The following is a 16,484-nucleotide window of genomic DNA, read 5'->3' as shown; positions in this document are numbered from 1 at the left end:
GTGCTGCGCCGTGCGACCGTTTTCGACGTGTTCGATCTGAGCCGTGTTCTGGTCCGGTCAATTACCGAGCTTTGCACGGCGGACCATCAGGGTGATCCTAAGGTGATCGCACAATGGGTCGCAAACAAAGATCCGGAGACGATCAGAGGCTGGATCAGGAACGGGGCACAAATCTGGCTCGCCGAGAATAACGGGCAGCCTGCGGCAGTCGGTGGGCTGACCGAAGCCGGAGAAGTCACGCTTTTGTATATCGATCCAGGTCACATTGGTTGCGGTATTGGCGGTGCTTTGTTGAAGACGCTTGAGCGGGACCTAATCGCTCTTGGCTGTACCGAGGGGCAGCTTGAAGCCACCCAAACGGCACAGGGTTTCTATGCGCGGCACGGCTGGGAAGCCACCGGAGGATGCAGTCAGCGCAATGACGTGCCCTGTCTGAGTATGCGCAAATCGCTGCACCTACAGGACTGAGGGTTGAGGCCGGCCCATCTGGGCGGTATGTCCCGATCAAACGCTCCGGAGTGCCAGAACATGCCTGTCTTCCTCGACACGAAGTCGTCCGAATTCGAGACCGCCTTCACAACGCTGTTGTCCGCCAAGCGCGAGGACAGCCCGGATGTGGATGCCGTTGTCGCCGGGATTATCGAAGACGTGCGGACACGTGGCGATGCGGCGGTGATCGAGCTGACCGCCAAGTTTGACCGGTTGGAGCTGACGCCCGAAACAATAGCCTTCAGCGCCGAACAGATAGCCGAGGCCGTGGATCAGGTCTCATCCGAAGATCGGGCTGCTTTGGAATTGGCCGCTGAGCGCATCAGATCCTATCACGAAAAGCAGTTGCCAGAGGATCACGAGTGGATAGATTCGACGGGCGCAATGCTGGGTTGGCGTTGGTCTGCTGTGTCGGCTGCCGGTCTCTACGTGCCCGGCGGGCTGGCATCGTACCCGTCCTCCGTGCTGATGAACGCAATCCCCGCGAAGGTCGCTGGGGTTGAGCGTCTGGCCATTGCCGTGCCGACACCGGATGGGCAAGTGAACCCGTTGGTCCTGCTGGCGGCGCAGCTTTCCGGTGTGAACACGATCTATCGTATTGGCGGGGCACAGGCGATTGCCGCACTGGCCTATGGCACCGACACAATTGCAGCGGTCGACAAGATCACGGGTCCGGGCAACGCATTTGTAGCCGCCGCCAAGCGCCGCGTATTCGGGAAGGTTGGCATCGACATGATTGCTGGTCCGTCCGAGATTCTGGTGATTGCCGACAAGGATAATGATCCCGACTGGATCGCGTTGGATCTGCTTAGCCAAGCAGAACATGACGAAAGCGCGCAATCGATTCTGATTACAGATGACGCCGGGTTTGGACAGGCCGTTGCCAAAGCCGTCGATAAACGCCTTGAAACCCTGCAACGCCGCGCAATCGCGGGGGCCAGCTGGCGTGATTTCGGCGCGATCATCACCGTGCGTGATTTTGACGAGGCGGCGGCATTGTCGAACCGCATCGCGCCCGAACACCTTGAGTTATGCGTGGCCGACCCGGTCGCGCTGAGCGCCAAGACTGTCCACGCTGGCGCTATCTTCTTGGGCCAGTACACGCCCGAGGCCATTGGCGATTATGTCGGTGGCCCCAATCACGTGCTGCCAACAGCGCGTTCGGCCCGCTTCTCCTCTGGTCTCAGTGTGATGGATTTCCTCAAGCGCACGACACTCAGCCAAATGACACCAGAAGCCCTGCGTGCGATTGGACCCGCAGCCGAGCAGCTGGCCCATTCCGAAAGCCTTGAGGCGCATGGACTTTCAGTAACGGCGCGGTTGAAGCGACTGAACGGCTAAATCCTTATGGCCTAAGGGTCACACCCGCCGCGAACCTGCACGGATTATGTAGGTAGGGACTTGAAACAACCGGTTGTTCAACGGCGCCTTGACCGAAGGACCTGACACATAGGAGCCAGACTTGGAACGCGTGGCAACACTCTGGATCGGCAATCGGTTTAGTTTTCTAGAGCATTTGTGCCTGAAATCCTTCGCGGATGTGGACCAGAAGCCGATCGTCTACCACTATGGCGACCTAGAGGATATTCCGGATTACATCGAGGCGCGTGACGCACGTGAAGTATTTGATACGTCCGAGATTTACCGCGACCCGATCACCCGATCCGTTGCCGTTCATGCGGATCTGTTCCGCCTGAAGCTTATGCAGGATACCGACTATATCTGGGTGGATGCCGATGCCTACGCGAACAGACCGTTCGAGACCAAACAGGGGTACTTGTTTCCTAAGGCGAATATGAAACGTCGACGTATGATGAATGGTGTTGTTGCCTTGCCAAGCGACAGCCCGGCATTGAAAAAAATGTGTGATTTTGCTTTTGACAGTGACCTTGTTCCGCCCTGGTGGGCAGAGGATCGGCGAAAGAGCTACATCGACATATTCGGCAGATCAACTGTCTGGAGTTTGCCGCTTTCGACCTTTGGGCCACCTTTGTTCTTTCACTACATTTATGACACGCCGGAACATGATATGTGTTCTGCCCGCGCCGAGCTTTACGCGATTCCTCTTAGGTACAGAAAGCACTGGAACGATCCGGATATGTCGGCGCTCGAGTTTCTGGACTGGCAGAACAAAATGTCCGTGCATTTCTTTGGATCTTGGTTTCGGAAGATTTTTCAGGGTCGTGAAATCGCCAAGGGCTCGCTTGTCGACACCCTGCTGCGGAAGCACGGAATCGACCCTTCGGATCACCCGTTGTAGCGAGTTTGTCAGGAAATGGTCTGTGTGCGTTGCCCATTTAATTTTGTTGCTATAAGTCTGTCCCGACCTGAACGGACCACGCCTTATGACTCGTATCTCGCACATCGAACTTGACGACCGAAACCTGCCTCCGCCGACCCCCGAGATTGAGCAGGAGCGTAAGGTTGCGATCTATGATTTGCTGGAAGAAAACAGCTTTGCGCTGCCGGTGCGCGATGACCGTGTCACGCCTGATGGACCATACCGTGTGCAGCTGTCGATCCGCGATAAGCGGCTGGTCTTTGACATAGCCACCGAGGCCGAGGAAAAGGCAGCTGAGTTTCACCTGTCGCTGGGGCCGTTCCGGCAAGTGGTCAAAGATTATTTTCAGATCTGCGAAAGCTATTTCAACGCGGTAAAAACCCTGCCGCCCAGCCAGATCGAAACCATCGACATGGCCCGTCGCGGCATCCACAACGAAGGCAGCCGCGTCTTGCAGGAGCGACTTGAAGGTAAGGCCGACATAGATACCGATACCGCGCGTCGCCTTTTCACGCTGATCTGCGTGCTGCATTTCGGGGGCTGACGCGTGAAGCCTTTACCGCAGTCGGTCCTGTTTTGTTGCGACCATAACGCGGTTCGGTCCCCTATGGCCGAAGGGCTCATGAAAAAGTTCTATGGTACGGGCACTTATGTGCAGTCCGCCGGTGTGCGAAATGACCTTGAGATTGACGGATTTTGCATTGCTGTCTGTCAGGAAGTCGGCGTTGAACTGTCCCGCCATCGGTCCCGCTCGTTTGATGAGATGCAGGAATGGGGTGACGACCTCAGCTCGTTCGACTTGATCGTTGCGTTGTCTCCAGCCAGTCAGCGCCAGGCTCTGGAATTGACGCGCATTTTTCACTTGGATGTCGATTATTGGCCAATAATGGACCCTACCGGACTGGGCGAAAGCCGCGCAGACAAGTTAATTCACTACCGACAGACCCGCGACCAGATCATTCAGCATCTCAAAGGTCGCTGGGGCGAACCTACGGAGTGACCATGAACCAGACCGTCAAAACCTATTTCGACGCTTTCAATGCCGGTGACGTCGACGGCATGCTGGCTTGCCTGTCAGATGACGTGGCGCATCACGTGAACGAAGGCCAGATCCGCACTGGCAAGGAAAAATTTGCAGCCTTCTGCGCCCATATGAACCGCTGCTACAAGGAACACCTGACGGACATCGTGGTGTTTGAGGCCGAAGGCGGCACCCGCGCTTCGGCCGAGTTCACTGTGAACGGCACCTATCTGCAAACGGATGAGGGTTTGCCCGAAGCCCACGGCCAGACCTATCGCTTGCCCGCTGGGTCGTTCTTTGACTTGAAAGACGGCAAGATCACCCGCGTTACCACGTTCTACAACCTCGCTGACTGGACAAAGCAGGTTTCGAATGGCTGAGGTTACAGCTGTCCGCCCCCTGACTGGCGCGGCGCTGACAAATGCTTTGGACGATGTGGCGCGTTTGCGGATTCTAGTGTTTCGGGCATGGCCGTATCTGTATGACGGCGACATCGATTACGAGCGGAAGTACCTGCAATCTTACCGTGACAGCGACAAAGCGGTCGTTGTTGGAGCGTTCGATGGTGACCGCCTGATAGGCACTTCAACCGGTGCCCCTCTGACCGATCACGCTGATGATTTCGCCGCCGCCTTTGAAGGCTCGGGCCTGGACCTGACCGACATCTTCTACTGCGCCGAATCTGTCCTTTTGCCGGACTATCGGGGGCAGGGGGTTGGTCATAAGTTCTTTGACCTTCGCGAGACACACGCGCGCAAGCTGGGCTACAGAAAATGCGCGTTTTGCAGTGTACAGCGCGCCCCCGACCACCCTATGCGGCCCAATAATTATCGCCCCTTGGATACCTTCTGGCGCGCGCGGGGATATGAGCCGCTGCCCGGTGTGATCGCGCAGTTTTCGTGGAAGGATGTTGGCGAAGAGGGCGAGACAGCAAAGCGACTGCAGTTTTGGATGCGGGATTTGTAGATAGTTTTCGTCTGCTCTGCGGACAAATCGGTCTTTTGCTGTTCTTGTGCCTTGTCTTAGTCGAGCCTGAACCCGATTTTCATAGCGACCTGGAAGTGACCAACTTCGCCATCCGTTATGTGACCTCGGATATCCGAAACTTCGAACCAATCAAGGTTTTTAACTGTCTCAGCCGCCTTTGAGATACCCGACCTGATAGCTGCATCAACAGATTCCGTTGACGTGCCGACGACATCGATTTTCTTGTAGGTTGCATTCGCCACTTTCATTCTCCCTAAGCTGAACTGGATTATTGGGTGCGTGTTTGATGGCCCCTCGGAACCTACCCTCAGGCTCTCTCATCATTGCCAAGACATCAACTGAATCTGTCTCTTGCAGACTGACAGATGGTTGCATGCTGACATACCAGCACTTCAAAAATGAATTGTGTGCTGGTTCACCGGTCAACAATGACGGTTTCGTTGGCCGCTCATTTCCGACAAGAGCAAGGTTTGGCAGTCATTCATGCATCCTGCGGCATTTGACAGTTCGGGGTCATAGCGGAAATGGTCACTCAAAACCCAAGGTGTCAGGATGGGGCTATACAGCCCGCGAACTCACACATAAATTCGCCCGAGTTTGGACCGCAAGGAAAGCCCATGAAAGTCGCCACCGCCGCCTATAACCTCGATTGGCTCGACAGTTGGGCGCAATATGAGGACAAGCTGGACCGCTGGGTCTCAGATGCCGCGAGGCAGGGGGCGGAACTGCTGGTTTTCCCCGAATACGGCGCGATGGAACTGTCGACGCTCGATGGGACCGAGGTGGCGGGTGATCTGGAGCGTTCGATCCACGCAGTCTCGGATCGGATGGAGGATGTGCAAAACCTGCACCAGCGCCTCGCACAGGAGTACAAGTCGTACATTCTGGGCGCATCGGCCCCGGTTGTGGACGGCCCCGGTCGACCTGTGAACCGGGCAGCACTTTATGCCCCAGATGGCAAACAGGACCACCAGGACAAACAGATCATGACCCGGTTCGAACGCGAGTCGTGGGATATCGCCCCTGGCGGCCCATTGAAACTGTTCGATACGGCGCTGGGCAAGATCGGGGTGTTGATCTGTTATGATAGCGAGTTTCCGTTGCTGGGCCGTGCGCTCAGCGACGCCGACCTAATCCTTGTCCCCTCGTGTACCGAAGCGCTTTCAGGTTACTGGCGCGTTCGGATTGGTGCAATGTCAAGAGCGTTGGAAAATCAGTGCGTTACGGTTATGGCGTCATTGGTCGGGAACAACGACTGGTCCGAGGCTGTAGATATGAATACCGGAACGGGTGGCATTTTCGGCCCGCCAGACAAGGGCTTTCCGGCCACCGGCGTACCGGCCGAAGGCACACTTAACCACCCCGGTTGGACCTATGCAGACATCGATCTGTCCGCCATCGCGGAAGTGCGTGCCGACGGCCAGGTGCTGAACCGAACGCACTGGGAAGAACAAGCCCCCCGAGTCGAATCGGTCACATTATCCGCCCTTTAGGTGATTCCGCCCTTGAAATAAGCCCAAAATGGGCTCATTTAAGCGCACATCCTCGCAGATTCTGCGAGTGCAACTTAAATGTGGAGACAACATGGCCAAGGAAGATACGCTCGAATTTCCCGGTGTCGTGAAGGAACTCCTGCCTAATGCGACGTTTCGGGTCGAGCTGGAAAACGGCCATGAGATCATCGCACATACGGCAGGCAAGATGCGCAAGAACCGCATCCGTGTTCTGGCCGGCGACAAAGTTCAGGTCGAGATGACCCCCTATGATCTGACCAAGGGTCGGATCAACTACCGCTTCAAGTAACGCCTGCCGCAATGGCGTTTATCTTAGGATCGGGCAGCCCAAGGCGGCTGGACCTGTTGGCCCAGCTTGGCGTGCAGCCCGATGCCATCCGTGCACCCGACATTGATGAAACGCCGCTGAAAGGTGAGCTGCCGGTGCCCTATTGCAATCGCATTACGCGGGCAAAAGTACAGGCGGTACAGGCCGATGGCGACGATGTAACTCTTTGCGCGGACACCACGGTCGCACTGGGGCGCCGTATTCTGGGAAAACCGGAAGACGCGGGCCAGGCGGCTGAGTTTCTGCATGCTTTGTCCGGTCGACGGCACCGCGTAATCACCTCGATCGCCGTACGGTGCGGGGACCGCGTTCTGCAACGTGATGTTGTGTCTCAGGTCAAGTTCAAACGTCTGTCAGACGTTGAAATCAACGCCTACCTGGCGACTGGAGACTGGCAGGGCAAAGCAGGCGCTTACGCCATTCAAGGCCCCGCCGGGGCTTTCATCCCGTGGATTTCTGGTTCGTTTACCGGCATCGTGGGGCTCCCGCTGTCCGAGACCGCCGCGCTTTTGCAAGGCATCGGCTATCCCCTGTATCGTGAGGTGTCATGAAGGGTCGAACCATCGTTCTGGATCACATTGAAAGCCGCGAAGCTGCCGCCCTTATGGTCGACGGTCAGCTGGACGATTTCCTGATTGCAGCTGACGCGCCAGCGCCGGGTACGATTTACCGTGCCCGTGCCGACCGACCGGTCAAAGGGCAGGGTGGCATGTTCCTGACCACACCTGACGGTCCGGCTTTCTTGCGGCAGGTCAAAGGGCTCGCACCCGGTGCACTGATGTTGGTGCAGGTGACGGGCTATGCCGAACCCGGTAAGGCACTGCCGGTGACCGATCGGGTTCTGTTCAAAAGCCGCTATGCGATCGTCACGCCTGATGCGCCCGGTTTGAATATCTCACGTTCCATCCACGACGAAGATGAGCGTGACCGCCTTCTTGAGATCGCTCATGAGAGCATGGAGGACAGCAGCCATGGCCTGATCCTGCGGTCGTGTTGTGAGGGCGAAGACGCGGCTGAAATCGCCGAGGATATCGGCGCGATGCTGGCCCATGCGGATCAGGTTTTGAACGATCCGGGAACTGAGCCCGAGCTGCTGCTTGAAGGTGACGGACCCCATGTTCTGGCCTGGCGCGACTGGACCGACCCGGCTGAGGTAGTGACACAGCCGGGTAGTTTCGAAACGCATGGCGTATTGGATGCATTGGACGTGGCGCGTGGTATTTCCGAGCCACTACCCGGAGGCGGCCATCTTTATATTCAACCCACCCGGGCCTTGGTTGCTGTGGATGTCAACACTGGGTCCGACACGTCGATGGCGGCCGGAACCAAGGTCAATTTCGCCTGCGCCAAGGGGCTTGCCCGTGCCTTGCGCGTCCGCGGTTTAGGCGGGCAAATCACTCTGGATCTGGCGCCAATGCCTAAAAAGGATCGCCGAGGGTTCGAGGCCTCTCTGCGCGCTGCGTTGAAGGCAGATTCGATCGAAACCACGCTGGCAGGCTGGACCCCGCTTGGCCACTACGAACTACAGCGCAAACGCGGCCGTATCCCGTTGGCGGAAGTGCTGAAATGAGCTGCCCGATCTGCGCAGAAAAATCTGTAACCAAGTTTCGGCCATTCTGTTCGAAACGGTGTGCTGATATTGATCTGGCCAAGTGGCTGAATGGGTCCTACGCGGTTCCATCGCAGCGGGAAGAGGATGTTGAAACCGAAGTTTCCGATCCCGAAGCAGAGCAACAACGTCCACATTGAAAAAATGTGAAAAAGCCTCTGGACACTGCCTGTAGCAAGTCATAGAAGGCCTCCACCCAACGGTAAACGCCGTTCCCGTGCCCGGGTAGCTCAGGGGTAGAGCAGTGGATTGAAAATCCTCGTGTCGGTGGTTCGATTCCGCCCCCGGGCACCATAAAAAAATCATAATTCTATGATTATAATACATAAATCATATATCGGGTTTAGCATATCCACCCAAATATCCACCTTTTGGACTTAGGTAGGTTAGCGACAGTGGAGCCTTGCAACCTGATGCACGGTGAAAGCTAGCGCTCTGACGATACGACTACAACAACGTTAGGCCGCACTCATCGCTCGGCAACCAAACACCCGTAGAAGCGGGTCGAACGCTTGAGCAATTTGAAGGCTCTGCGCCCAACGCGCTTGCCCAAAACGACGACCAGGAATATGAAAATCAGACCCGCAGACTCTCGTAATAAACGAGGGAGCCTCGGGGGCAGGTCACTTCCCAAGCCGGAATGACGATTCGACGAATGAATAATCGCAGCGCCAGGGCGGACTTCGCTACCTTTCAAGGCGTCCTCACAAGGAATGCGTAGTTTCTAAGCTTACCGATTCTTTTCATTTCTACTGTTTACAATCTTGCCCCCTCAGAAGGAGCATTCTTGAAGTGCCCAATGAAGAAATTTTTGAACGAGAAAGAACTTGCTGAGTATCTCAAAATGGCTGAAAAAAACGCCTATCTGTTCGCATCACAGGGAAAGGTTCCTGGTTTCAGGGTGGGAAGCGCATGGCGGTCTCGCAAAGGTGAGGTCAACCGTTGGATTGCCGAGCAGAAACAAAAACAAGAAGGGGAGCAGAAATGACAGGCCAGCAACAGGTTGAAGCACTACATCGACAAATCTGGCAAATTGCCAACAAGGTGCGGGGCGCGGTTGACGGTTGGGATTTCAAACAGTTTGTCTTGGGCGCGTTGTTCTATCGCTTCATCAGCGAGAACTTCACCAACTACATCGAAGGTGGTGACGACAGCATCAACTATGCCGGAATGGCCGATTCAGACATCCCCGATGAAGCCAGAGTCGATGCGATCAAGACCAAGGGATACTTCATCTATCCAAGTCAACTCTTTCAAAATGTGGTCAAAACCGCGAGCAAGAACGACAGTCTGAACACCGACCTTGCGGAGATTTTTTCGGCGATCGAGGCTTCGGCCAGTGGCTACCCGTCCGAGCAGGACATTACTGGTCTCTTTGCCGATTTCGACACCACCAGCAACCGCCTGGGCAGCACGGTTAAGCAGAAGAATGAACGGCTAGCTGAGGTTCTCAAAGGGGTGGCGGGCTTGCCGCTGAAATTCGACGAAAACGAAGGCGACCTCTTCGGCGACGCCTATGAGTTTCTGATTTCAAACTATGCGGCCAACGCGGGCAAATCCGGTGGTGAGTTCTTCACGCCGACCCATGTGTCCAAACTTATCGCCAAACTGGCCATGCACAAGCAGACCAGCGTCAACAAGATCTACGATCCTGCGGCCGGGTCTGGGTCGCTGCTTTTGCAGGCCAAGGACGAGTTTGAGAAGCACATCATCGAAGACGGCTTCTTTGGGCAGGAAATCAACTACACCACCTACAACCTCGCCCGCATGAACATGTTCCTGCACAACATCAACTACGACAAGTTCAACATCCAGTACGGCAACACGCTTGAGGACCCGCACTTCCAAGATGACAAGCCGTTTGACGCTATCGTGTCGAATCCTCCGTACTCTGTGAAATGGAAGGGCGCGGATGACCCGACACTGATCAATGACGACCGCTTTGCCCCAGCGGGCGTCCTGGCACCAAAGTCCAAGGCCGACTTTGCCTTTGTCCTTCATGCGCTGCACTATCTGTCTGCCAAGGGGCGGGCCGCGATCGTTTGTTTCCCTGGTATCTTCTATCGTGGCGGGGCAGAGCAGAAGATCCGAAAGTACCTGGTCGACAACAACTTCGTCGAAACGGTGATTTCCCTCGCGCCGAACCTGTTTTTTGGTACGACCATTGCTGTGAACATTCTGGTGCTGGCCAAGAACAAGACCGACACAGCTGTTCAGTTCATCGACGCAACGGGAGAGGAGTTCTTCCGCAAGGGTGCGAACAACAACTTCATGGAAGACCGGCACATTGCCGAAATCATGAAGATGTTCGACAGCAAGAAAAACGAGTCCCACGTGGCCGAAACCGTCCCCTACGACACGATTGTCGGGAAAGACTACAACTTGTCGGTCAGCGCCTACGTCGAGCCAAAGGATAACCGCGAAGTAGTCGACATTGCCAAGCTGAATGTCGATCTGGAAACCACAGTCGCCAAGATCGACAAGCTGCGTACAGACATCGACGCCATTGTCGCGGAGATTGAGGCATGAGCGATCTAAGCTTTCTGGAAACGCTGCTGGATGGGGCTTCTGTGGAATGGCTTCCGCTAGGCCAGGTTACGCAATATGAACAGCCCACAAAGTACTTAGTGACGTCGACGAACTACGATGAGAAGTTCAAAGTTCCAGTTTTGACCGCTGGCAAAACCTTTGTTCTCGGCTACACCGATGAATCTTATGGTATTTTCGAAGCATCGAAGTCCCCGACGATAATTTTTGATGACTTCACGACTGCGAATAAATGGGTCGATTTTGATTTCAAAGCCAAATCGTCGGCGATGAAAATGATCACTGCAAGTGACGACCGTAAATTTTCCATCAAGTACATCTACCACTGGCTAAATACTCTCCCCAGCGGGTTGGTCGATGGTGACCACAAAAGGCAATGGATAAGCAACTATTGCAACAAGTTGGTGCCAATTCCCTGCCCTGACGACCCAGTAAAATCGCTTGCGATCCAAACGGAGCTTGTTCGGATTTTGGACAACTTCATCGAGCTGACGGCCGAGCTGACAGCCGAGCTCAGGGCCCGTAAGCAACAATACAGCTACTATCTCGATCAGTTGCTAAGTTTTGAAAGTGGCAATGCTGAGTGGAAGGCCCTCGACGAGATTGGCGAGTTCATTCGTGGAAAACGGTTCACCAAAGCTGACTACGTCGATGAAGGCATCGATGTTATCCACTATGGAGAAATCTACACGAGATATGGCGTCTACGCGTCGGAGGCTTTTTCACAGGTCAGCGCAAGTCTTGCGGATTCTCTAAAGTACGCAGAGCCGGGGGATGTTGTTTTGACTGACGTTGGTGAGACAGTTGAAGAAGTGGGTAAACCTGTAGCATGGCTTGGTGAGGCAAAGGTCGCGATCCATGATCATTGCTATGCTTTTCGGCATGAATTGAATGCCAAGTACGTTGCCTATTGCATGCAGGCATCGTCATTCGTAGTGAAAAAGTCGCAATACGTAGCCAGAACAAAGGTGAATACTCTGCTGATAAAGGCATTCGGAAAGGCTCAAATTCCTGTGCCGTATCCAAATGACCCGGAAAAGTCCCAGGCCGAGCAGGCTCGCATCGTTGCCATCCTCGACAAGTTCAACACTCTGACCACGTCGCTAAGTGAAGGCCTGCCGCGTGAAATTGAGCTGCGTCAGCAGCAGTATGAATACTACCGCGACTTGCTTTTGAGCTTCCCCACACCCGAGGAGAACGCATAAATGAGCCAGACCCTCGAAGAGCTCGCAAAGCAGCTGCGAAAAGCAGACAAAAAGGTGCAGTTAATCTATGCATTCAATGGCACCGGCAAAACCCGCCTGTCCCGCGCCATGAAGGAGCTGATTGCACCTAAATCCGAAGAAGGGGAGGAAGGCGCGCTCTCCCGCGAAAAAATCTTGTACTACAACGCCTTCACTGAGGACCTATTCTATTGGGATAATGACCTGGAGTCTGACACGATACCAAGGCTGAAGATCCAGCCGAACAGCTTTACAGACTGGATTTTGGCGGACCAGGGGAAAGGTGTAGACATCGTCAACAACTTTCAGCTGCACGCAACAGGTAAGGTCACCCCAGCATTCAACGCAGTGTATCAGGTCACTGACAAAGACGGCAAAAAGATCGATGTGCCTGCAAACTCGGAAGTGACTTTCCGAGTTAATCCGGCCAACCTTGTCACAGAAGCTAGTGAACCAATCGTTACCGAGGATGGCGATGCGGTTGTCACCGAACAATATGACGTTGTGAAAATCTCTAAAGGCGAAGAAAGCAATTTCGTCTGGAGCATCTTCTTCACGTTGCTCGAAGAAGTGGTTTCAGTTCTGAACATTGCCGAGGTCGGCGATCGACCAACAGATCAGTTCAATGGGCTGCAGTACGTTTTTATTGATGACCCAGTCAGCTCGCTTGATGAAAACCACTTGATCGAATTGGCGGTGAACCTGGCGAACCTGATCAAAGCTGCGCCGCAGCAACTTAAATTCGTCATCACAACCCATAGCCCTCTTTTCTACAATGTTTTGCACAACGAGCTTGACCTAAAAAAGCAGGGCAAAAAAGAAGGCTGCTATCTGCTTGAGCGCTTGGAAGATGGTACGTTTAATCTGAACGTCAAATACGGCGATGCGAACAAGAGTTTTTCCTATCATCTGCACCTGAAGAAGGTGTTGGAGGAAGCGATCTCTTCCAACACCGTCGAGCGATACCACTTTACTCTGCTTCGGAACCTTTACGAGAAAACGGCTGGGTTCCTGGGCTATGCAAGGTGGAGCGATCTGCTTGATACGGTGGAGGGCAGTAAAGATGCCTACGTGCGGGCAATCAATACTTTCACCCATTCAGCGCTTTCAAATGAGCAGGTCAGAGATCCTTCGCCTGCTGAGAAAAACACCGTAAAGCTCCTCCTCGAAAACCTGGTCAAGAACTACGCCTATTGGCAACAGGATGAACAAAATGGTTGAGCAGACGAAAACCATCGCGGAAACGAAGAATTTCATCGTTCTCGATAAGTACAACAAAGAATGGGACGCCGCTGACCGCTACCAGAGCGAAGACGACCTGGAACGTGAGCTTGTGCAGGACCTGGTCAACCAGGGCTACGATTTCCTGCCCACCCTGACGAACCCAGACGCGATGCTTTCCAACGTTCAGGTGCTGCTGGAACAGCTCAACAACGTCTCGTTTTCAGATGATGAATGGAGGCGCTTTGTCGAGACCTACCTCGACAAGCCGAGCGACAACATCGTCGACAAAACCCGTAAGATCCATGACGACTACATCCATGATTTCGTTTTTGACGACGGGCGTATTCAGAACATTTACCTCTTCGACAAGAAGAACATGTCCCGCAACAAGCTGCAGGTGATCAAGCAGTTCGAGCAGGTCGGCACGCACGCCAATCGCTATGACGTGACGATCCTGGTAAACGGTTTGCCATTGGTTCAGATCGAGTTGAAGAAACGCGGTGTTGCGATCCGCGAGGCGTTCAACCAAATCCACCGTTATAGCAAGGAAAGCTTCAACAGCGAGCATTCCCTGTTCAAGTTTCTGCAGCTTTTCGTGATTTCGAATGGCACTGATGCCCGGTATTTCGCCAACACGACCAAGCGCAACAAGAACAGCTTCGACTTCACCATGAACTGGGCAAAGTCCGACAATGAGCTGATCAAAGATCTCAAGGACTTCACCGCGACCTTCCTTCAAAAGCGCACGCTGCTGAACGTTCTGCTGCAGTATTCGGTTTTCGATGTCAGCGACACGTTGCTGATCATGCGCCCGTACCAGATTGCAGCGACTGAACGCATCCTATGGAAGATCAAAAGCTCATACGAAGCCAAAAACTGGAGGAAGTCGGAGAGCGGTGGTTTCATCTGGCACACCACAGGCTCCGGTAAAACGCTGACGAGTTTCAAGGCGGCACGGTTGGCAACCGAGCTGGATTTCATTGACAAAGTCTTCTTCGTCGTGGACCGCAAGGATCTCGACTACCAGACCATGAAGGAGTACCAGAGGTTTTCCCCTGACAGCGTCAACGGCTCCGACAGCACGGCTGGGTTGAAGCGCAACTTGGGTAAGGATGATAACAAAATCATCGTCACGACGATCCAAAAATTGAATAACCTAATGAAATCGGAGGCTGACCTGCCGGTGTATGAACAGCAGGTGGTCTTCATTTTCGATGAATGCCATCGCAGTCAGTTTGGTGAGTCACAGAAGAATCTGAAGAAGAAGTTCAAACGATTTTACCAGTTCGGCTTCACAGGAACGCCAATTTTCGGAGATGACATCGTTGATGGCAAACTCATCCGGAAGGGTAATGCTCTAGGGGCGGAGACAACGGCCAGTGTTTTCGGCCGTGAACTGCATTCCTATGTGATCACTGATGCTATTCGTGATGAAAAGGTTTTGAAGTTCAAAGTCGACTACAACGATGTGCGCCCCCGGTTCAAAGCCATCGAGACAGAGCAAGACGAAAAGAAGCTCAGCGCTGCTGAAAACAAGCAAGCGCTACTTCATCCAGAACGTATTCGGGAAGTCTCTCAGTATATACTGAACAACTTCCGTCAAAAAACTCACCGGATGCAAGCGGGCAGCAGTGGGTTTAATGCCATGTTCGCTGTCAGTAGTGTGGATGCCGCAAAGCTCTACTATGAAACTTTAAGCGCTCAGCAGGTGGACAGTGAAAAGCCGCTGAAGATCGCGACGATCTTCTCCTTTGCGGCCAACGAACAGCAAGATGCGATCGGTGACATTCAGGACGAGAGCTTCGATGTGTCTGCGATGAATAGCAGCGCCAAGGAGTTTCTGAGCGCCGCGGTCAAAGACTACAATGCCTTTTTCAAAACGAATTTTAGTGTCGATAGCAGTGGTTTTCAAAACTACTACCGTGACCTTGCCAGCCGGGTTCGCTCGAAGGAAATCGACTTGCTTATTGTCGTCGGTATGTTCCTTACAGGCTTTGACGCGCCGACGCTCAACACCTTGTTTGTCGACAAAAACCTTCGCTTTCACGGCCTGATGCAAGCGTTCTCCAGAACCAATCGGATCTACGATGCGACCAAGACATTCGGCAATATCGTAGCGTTTAGGGACCTTGAGCAAGCGACAGTTGATGCGATCACGCTGTTCGGTGACAAGAACACAAAGAACGTCGTGCTTGAGAAGAGCTACGACGAGTACATGAATGGTTTCGTTGATCAGGAAACCGGCGCGGCGCGACGCGGGTTCATTGATGTTGTGAAGGAGCTGACCGAGCGCTTTCCAAAGCCGGACGAGATTGTCAAAGAAGCAGATAAAAAGGAGTTTGCGAAGCTCTTTGGTGAGTATCTGAGAGTTGAGAATGTGCTCAGGAACTACGACGAGTTTTCAGCATTGAAAGTCTATCAGGGGCTGGATTTAACAGATCCCGCTGCCGTTGAGGAGTTCAAGCAAAAGCACTATTTGAGCGACGAGGACCTACGCGACCTGGAGGCGATAGAACTGCCTTCAGACCGAGCAGTTCAAGACTATAGGTCAACATACAACGATATTCGCGATTGGCTGCGCCGGGAAAAGTCTTCGGCTGAGCAAGAACAAAGCGGTATCGAGTGGGACGATGTCGTTTTCGAAGTGGATCTTCTGAAATCGCAGGAAATCAACCTCGACTACATCCTTGAGCTCATCTTTGAGAAAAACAAAAAAGTGAAGAGCAAAGGGGATCTGATTAAGGATGCTCGCCGCGTTATTCGCGGTAGTCTTGGGAACCGAGCCAAAGAGAGCCTGATTGTGGACTTTATCAACCAGACTGATCTTGATCAGATAGATGATAAGGCAGGCGTGATCGATGCATTTTTCTCTTTCGCTCAGGAGGAGCAACGTAAAGAGGTAGACGAGCTTATTAGGTCGGAAGATCTAAATTCTGACGCGGCACAGCGCTATATTTCTGCTTCCATAAAGCGCGAATTTGCAAGTGAAAACGGTGCCGACCTCAATGCCATACTCCCCAAAATGAGCCCGCTAAATCCGCAATTTCGGACCAAGAAGACGACCGTCTTCGAGAAGATTGCAGCCTTTGTCGAAAAGTTCAAAGGTGTTGGCGGGCAGGTCTAGCCAAAGCGTTGGCGCACCCTAGGGAGCCGGTTTTGCTTCAGCTTGTTGCCAGTCGTGGTGGGTTTGCTTGGATCCTTTGACCTTCCACTTCAGGCGGCCGTTGCTGTTTCGGTCTAAGAGGACAGCTGCGGCGGCTG

The 16,484-nt window shown here is 53.8% G+C and carries 18 protein-coding genes, 1 tRNA gene and 1 pseudogene; 19 read left to right on the top strand and 1 reads right to left on the bottom strand.

Annotated features, from left to right (window positions below; translation table 11 throughout):
• From AC2FI9_RS15345 to AC2FI9_RS15315, 7 genes are all read left to right on the top strand, one after another.
• A complete protein-coding gene (locus AC2FI9_RS15345) occupies window positions 1–468 on the top strand; it encodes a GNAT family N-acetyltransferase (protein WP_496768808.1) in 468 nt (155 codons plus the stop codon).
• A gap of 60 nt (window positions 469–528) precedes the next feature.
• Window positions 529–1,830 carry a histidinol dehydrogenase gene (hisD, locus tag AC2FI9_RS15340; RefSeq protein ID WP_496768807.1) on the top strand — a complete coding sequence of 434 codons (1,302 nt, stop codon included), beginning with the start codon at window positions 529–531 and terminating at the stop codon, window positions 1,828–1,830.
• Window positions 1,831–1,951: 121 nt separating this feature from the next.
• Window positions 1,952–2,749 carry a hypothetical protein gene (locus tag AC2FI9_RS15335; RefSeq protein WP_496768805.1) on the top strand — a complete coding sequence of 266 codons (798 nt, stop codon included), beginning with the start codon at window positions 1,952–1,954 and terminating at the stop codon, window positions 2,747–2,749.
• A gap of 85 nt (window positions 2,750–2,834) precedes the next feature.
• Window positions 2,835–3,314: a UPF0262 family protein gene (locus tag AC2FI9_RS15330; protein WP_496696377.1), complete on the top strand. Its 480-nt coding sequence runs from the start codon at window positions 2,835–2,837 to the stop codon at window positions 3,312–3,314.
• A 3-nt stretch (window positions 3,315–3,317) separates the two neighbouring features.
• Window positions 3,318–3,770 (top strand): arsenate-mycothiol transferase ArsC, encoded by a 453-nt coding sequence (locus AC2FI9_RS15325; RefSeq protein WP_058275393.1) that lies wholly within the window; start codon window positions 3,318–3,320, stop codon window positions 3,768–3,770.
• 2 nt (window positions 3,771–3,772) lie between these two features.
• On the top strand, window positions 3,773–4,171 hold the full coding sequence (locus AC2FI9_RS15320; protein ID WP_496725489.1) for a ketosteroid isomerase-related protein: 399 nt from the start codon (window positions 3,773–3,775) through the stop codon (window positions 4,169–4,171).
• Window positions 4,164–4,757, top strand: a complete 594-nt coding sequence (locus tag AC2FI9_RS15315; protein ID WP_496768803.1) for a GNAT family N-acetyltransferase — start codon at window positions 4,164–4,166, stop codon at window positions 4,755–4,757. Before AC2FI9_RS15320 ends, AC2FI9_RS15315 begins: the two co-directional genes overlap by 8 nt.
• Before the next feature lie 56 nt (window positions 4,758–4,813).
• On the opposite strand, the gene AC2FI9_RS15310 is transcribed toward AC2FI9_RS15315, so the two are convergent.
• Window positions 4,814–5,026: a dodecin gene (locus AC2FI9_RS15310; protein WP_496768802.1), complete on the bottom strand. Its 213-nt coding sequence runs from the start codon at window positions 5,024–5,026 to the stop codon at window positions 4,814–4,816.
• Window positions 5,027–5,395: 369 nt separating this feature from the next.
• Between AC2FI9_RS15310 and AC2FI9_RS15305 the strand changes: the two genes are divergently transcribed.
• The 12 genes and pseudogenes from AC2FI9_RS15305 (at window position 5,396) to AC2FI9_RS15250 (ending at window position 16,347) form a co-directional block, all read left to right on the top strand.
• On the top strand, window positions 5,396–6,271 hold the full coding sequence (locus tag AC2FI9_RS15305) for a carbon-nitrogen hydrolase family protein (protein ID WP_496768801.1): 876 nt from the start codon (window positions 5,396–5,398) through the stop codon (window positions 6,269–6,271).
• A gap of 91 nt (window positions 6,272–6,362) precedes the next feature.
• Window positions 6,363–6,581, top strand: a complete 219-nt coding sequence (infA, locus tag AC2FI9_RS15300) for a translation initiation factor IF-1 (RefSeq protein ID WP_005978431.1) — start codon at window positions 6,363–6,365, stop codon at window positions 6,579–6,581.
• Between the two features lie 11 nt (window positions 6,582–6,592).
• Window positions 6,593–7,171, top strand: a complete 579-nt coding sequence (locus AC2FI9_RS15295) for a Maf family protein (RefSeq protein ID WP_496768800.1) — start codon at window positions 6,593–6,595, stop codon at window positions 7,169–7,171.
• Entirely contained in the window at window positions 7,168–8,190 is a 1,023-nt protein-coding gene (locus tag AC2FI9_RS15290) for a ribonuclease E/G (RefSeq protein ID WP_496768799.1), read from the top strand. The genes AC2FI9_RS15295 and AC2FI9_RS15290 overlap by 4 nt, the downstream gene beginning before the upstream one ends.
• Window positions 8,187–8,369 (top strand): DNA gyrase inhibitor YacG, encoded by a 183-nt coding sequence (locus AC2FI9_RS15285; protein WP_496768798.1) that lies wholly within the window; start codon window positions 8,187–8,189, stop codon window positions 8,367–8,369. The genes AC2FI9_RS15290 and AC2FI9_RS15285 overlap by 4 nt, the downstream gene beginning before the upstream one ends.
• Before the next feature lie 79 nt (window positions 8,370–8,448).
• A tRNA-Phe gene (locus AC2FI9_RS15280) sits at window positions 8,449–8,523 on the top strand.
• 145 nt (window positions 8,524–8,668) lie between these two features.
• Window positions 8,669–8,827 (top strand): annotated as a pseudogene (locus AC2FI9_RS15275) (IS3 family transposase); the annotation flags it as partial.
• Window positions 8,828–9,028: 201 nt separating this feature from the next.
• A complete protein-coding gene (locus AC2FI9_RS15270) occupies window positions 9,029–9,217 on the top strand; it encodes a helix-turn-helix domain-containing protein (RefSeq protein WP_496768797.1) in 189 nt (62 codons plus the stop codon).
• Window positions 9,214–10,758, top strand: coding sequence for a type I restriction-modification system subunit M (locus AC2FI9_RS15265; protein ID WP_496768796.1), 1,545 nt, complete (start codon window positions 9,214–9,216; stop codon window positions 10,756–10,758). Before AC2FI9_RS15270 ends, AC2FI9_RS15265 begins: the two co-directional genes overlap by 4 nt.
• On the top strand, window positions 10,755–11,981 hold the full coding sequence (locus tag AC2FI9_RS15260; protein ID WP_496768795.1) for a restriction endonuclease subunit S: 1,227 nt from the start codon (window positions 10,755–10,757) through the stop codon (window positions 11,979–11,981). The genes AC2FI9_RS15265 and AC2FI9_RS15260 overlap by 4 nt, the downstream gene beginning before the upstream one ends.
• The gene (locus AC2FI9_RS15255) at window positions 11,982–13,220 is read left to right on the top strand and encodes an AAA family ATPase (RefSeq protein WP_496768794.1); all 1,239 of its coding nucleotides are present in this window, start codon (window positions 11,982–11,984) and stop codon (window positions 13,218–13,220) included.
• Window positions 13,213–16,347, top strand: a complete 3,135-nt coding sequence (locus AC2FI9_RS15250) for a type I restriction endonuclease subunit R (RefSeq protein WP_496768793.1) — start codon at window positions 13,213–13,215, stop codon at window positions 16,345–16,347. Before AC2FI9_RS15255 ends, AC2FI9_RS15250 begins: the two co-directional genes overlap by 8 nt.
• The last annotated feature ends 137 nt before the right edge of the window (window positions 16,348–16,484 follow it).

The sequence above is a fragment of the Ruegeria sp. CDSA246 genome (assembly GCF_059611225.1).
The sequence above is the reverse complement of the archived record's forward strand: the minus strand, read 5'-3'. Positions and strand labels throughout refer to the sequence as shown.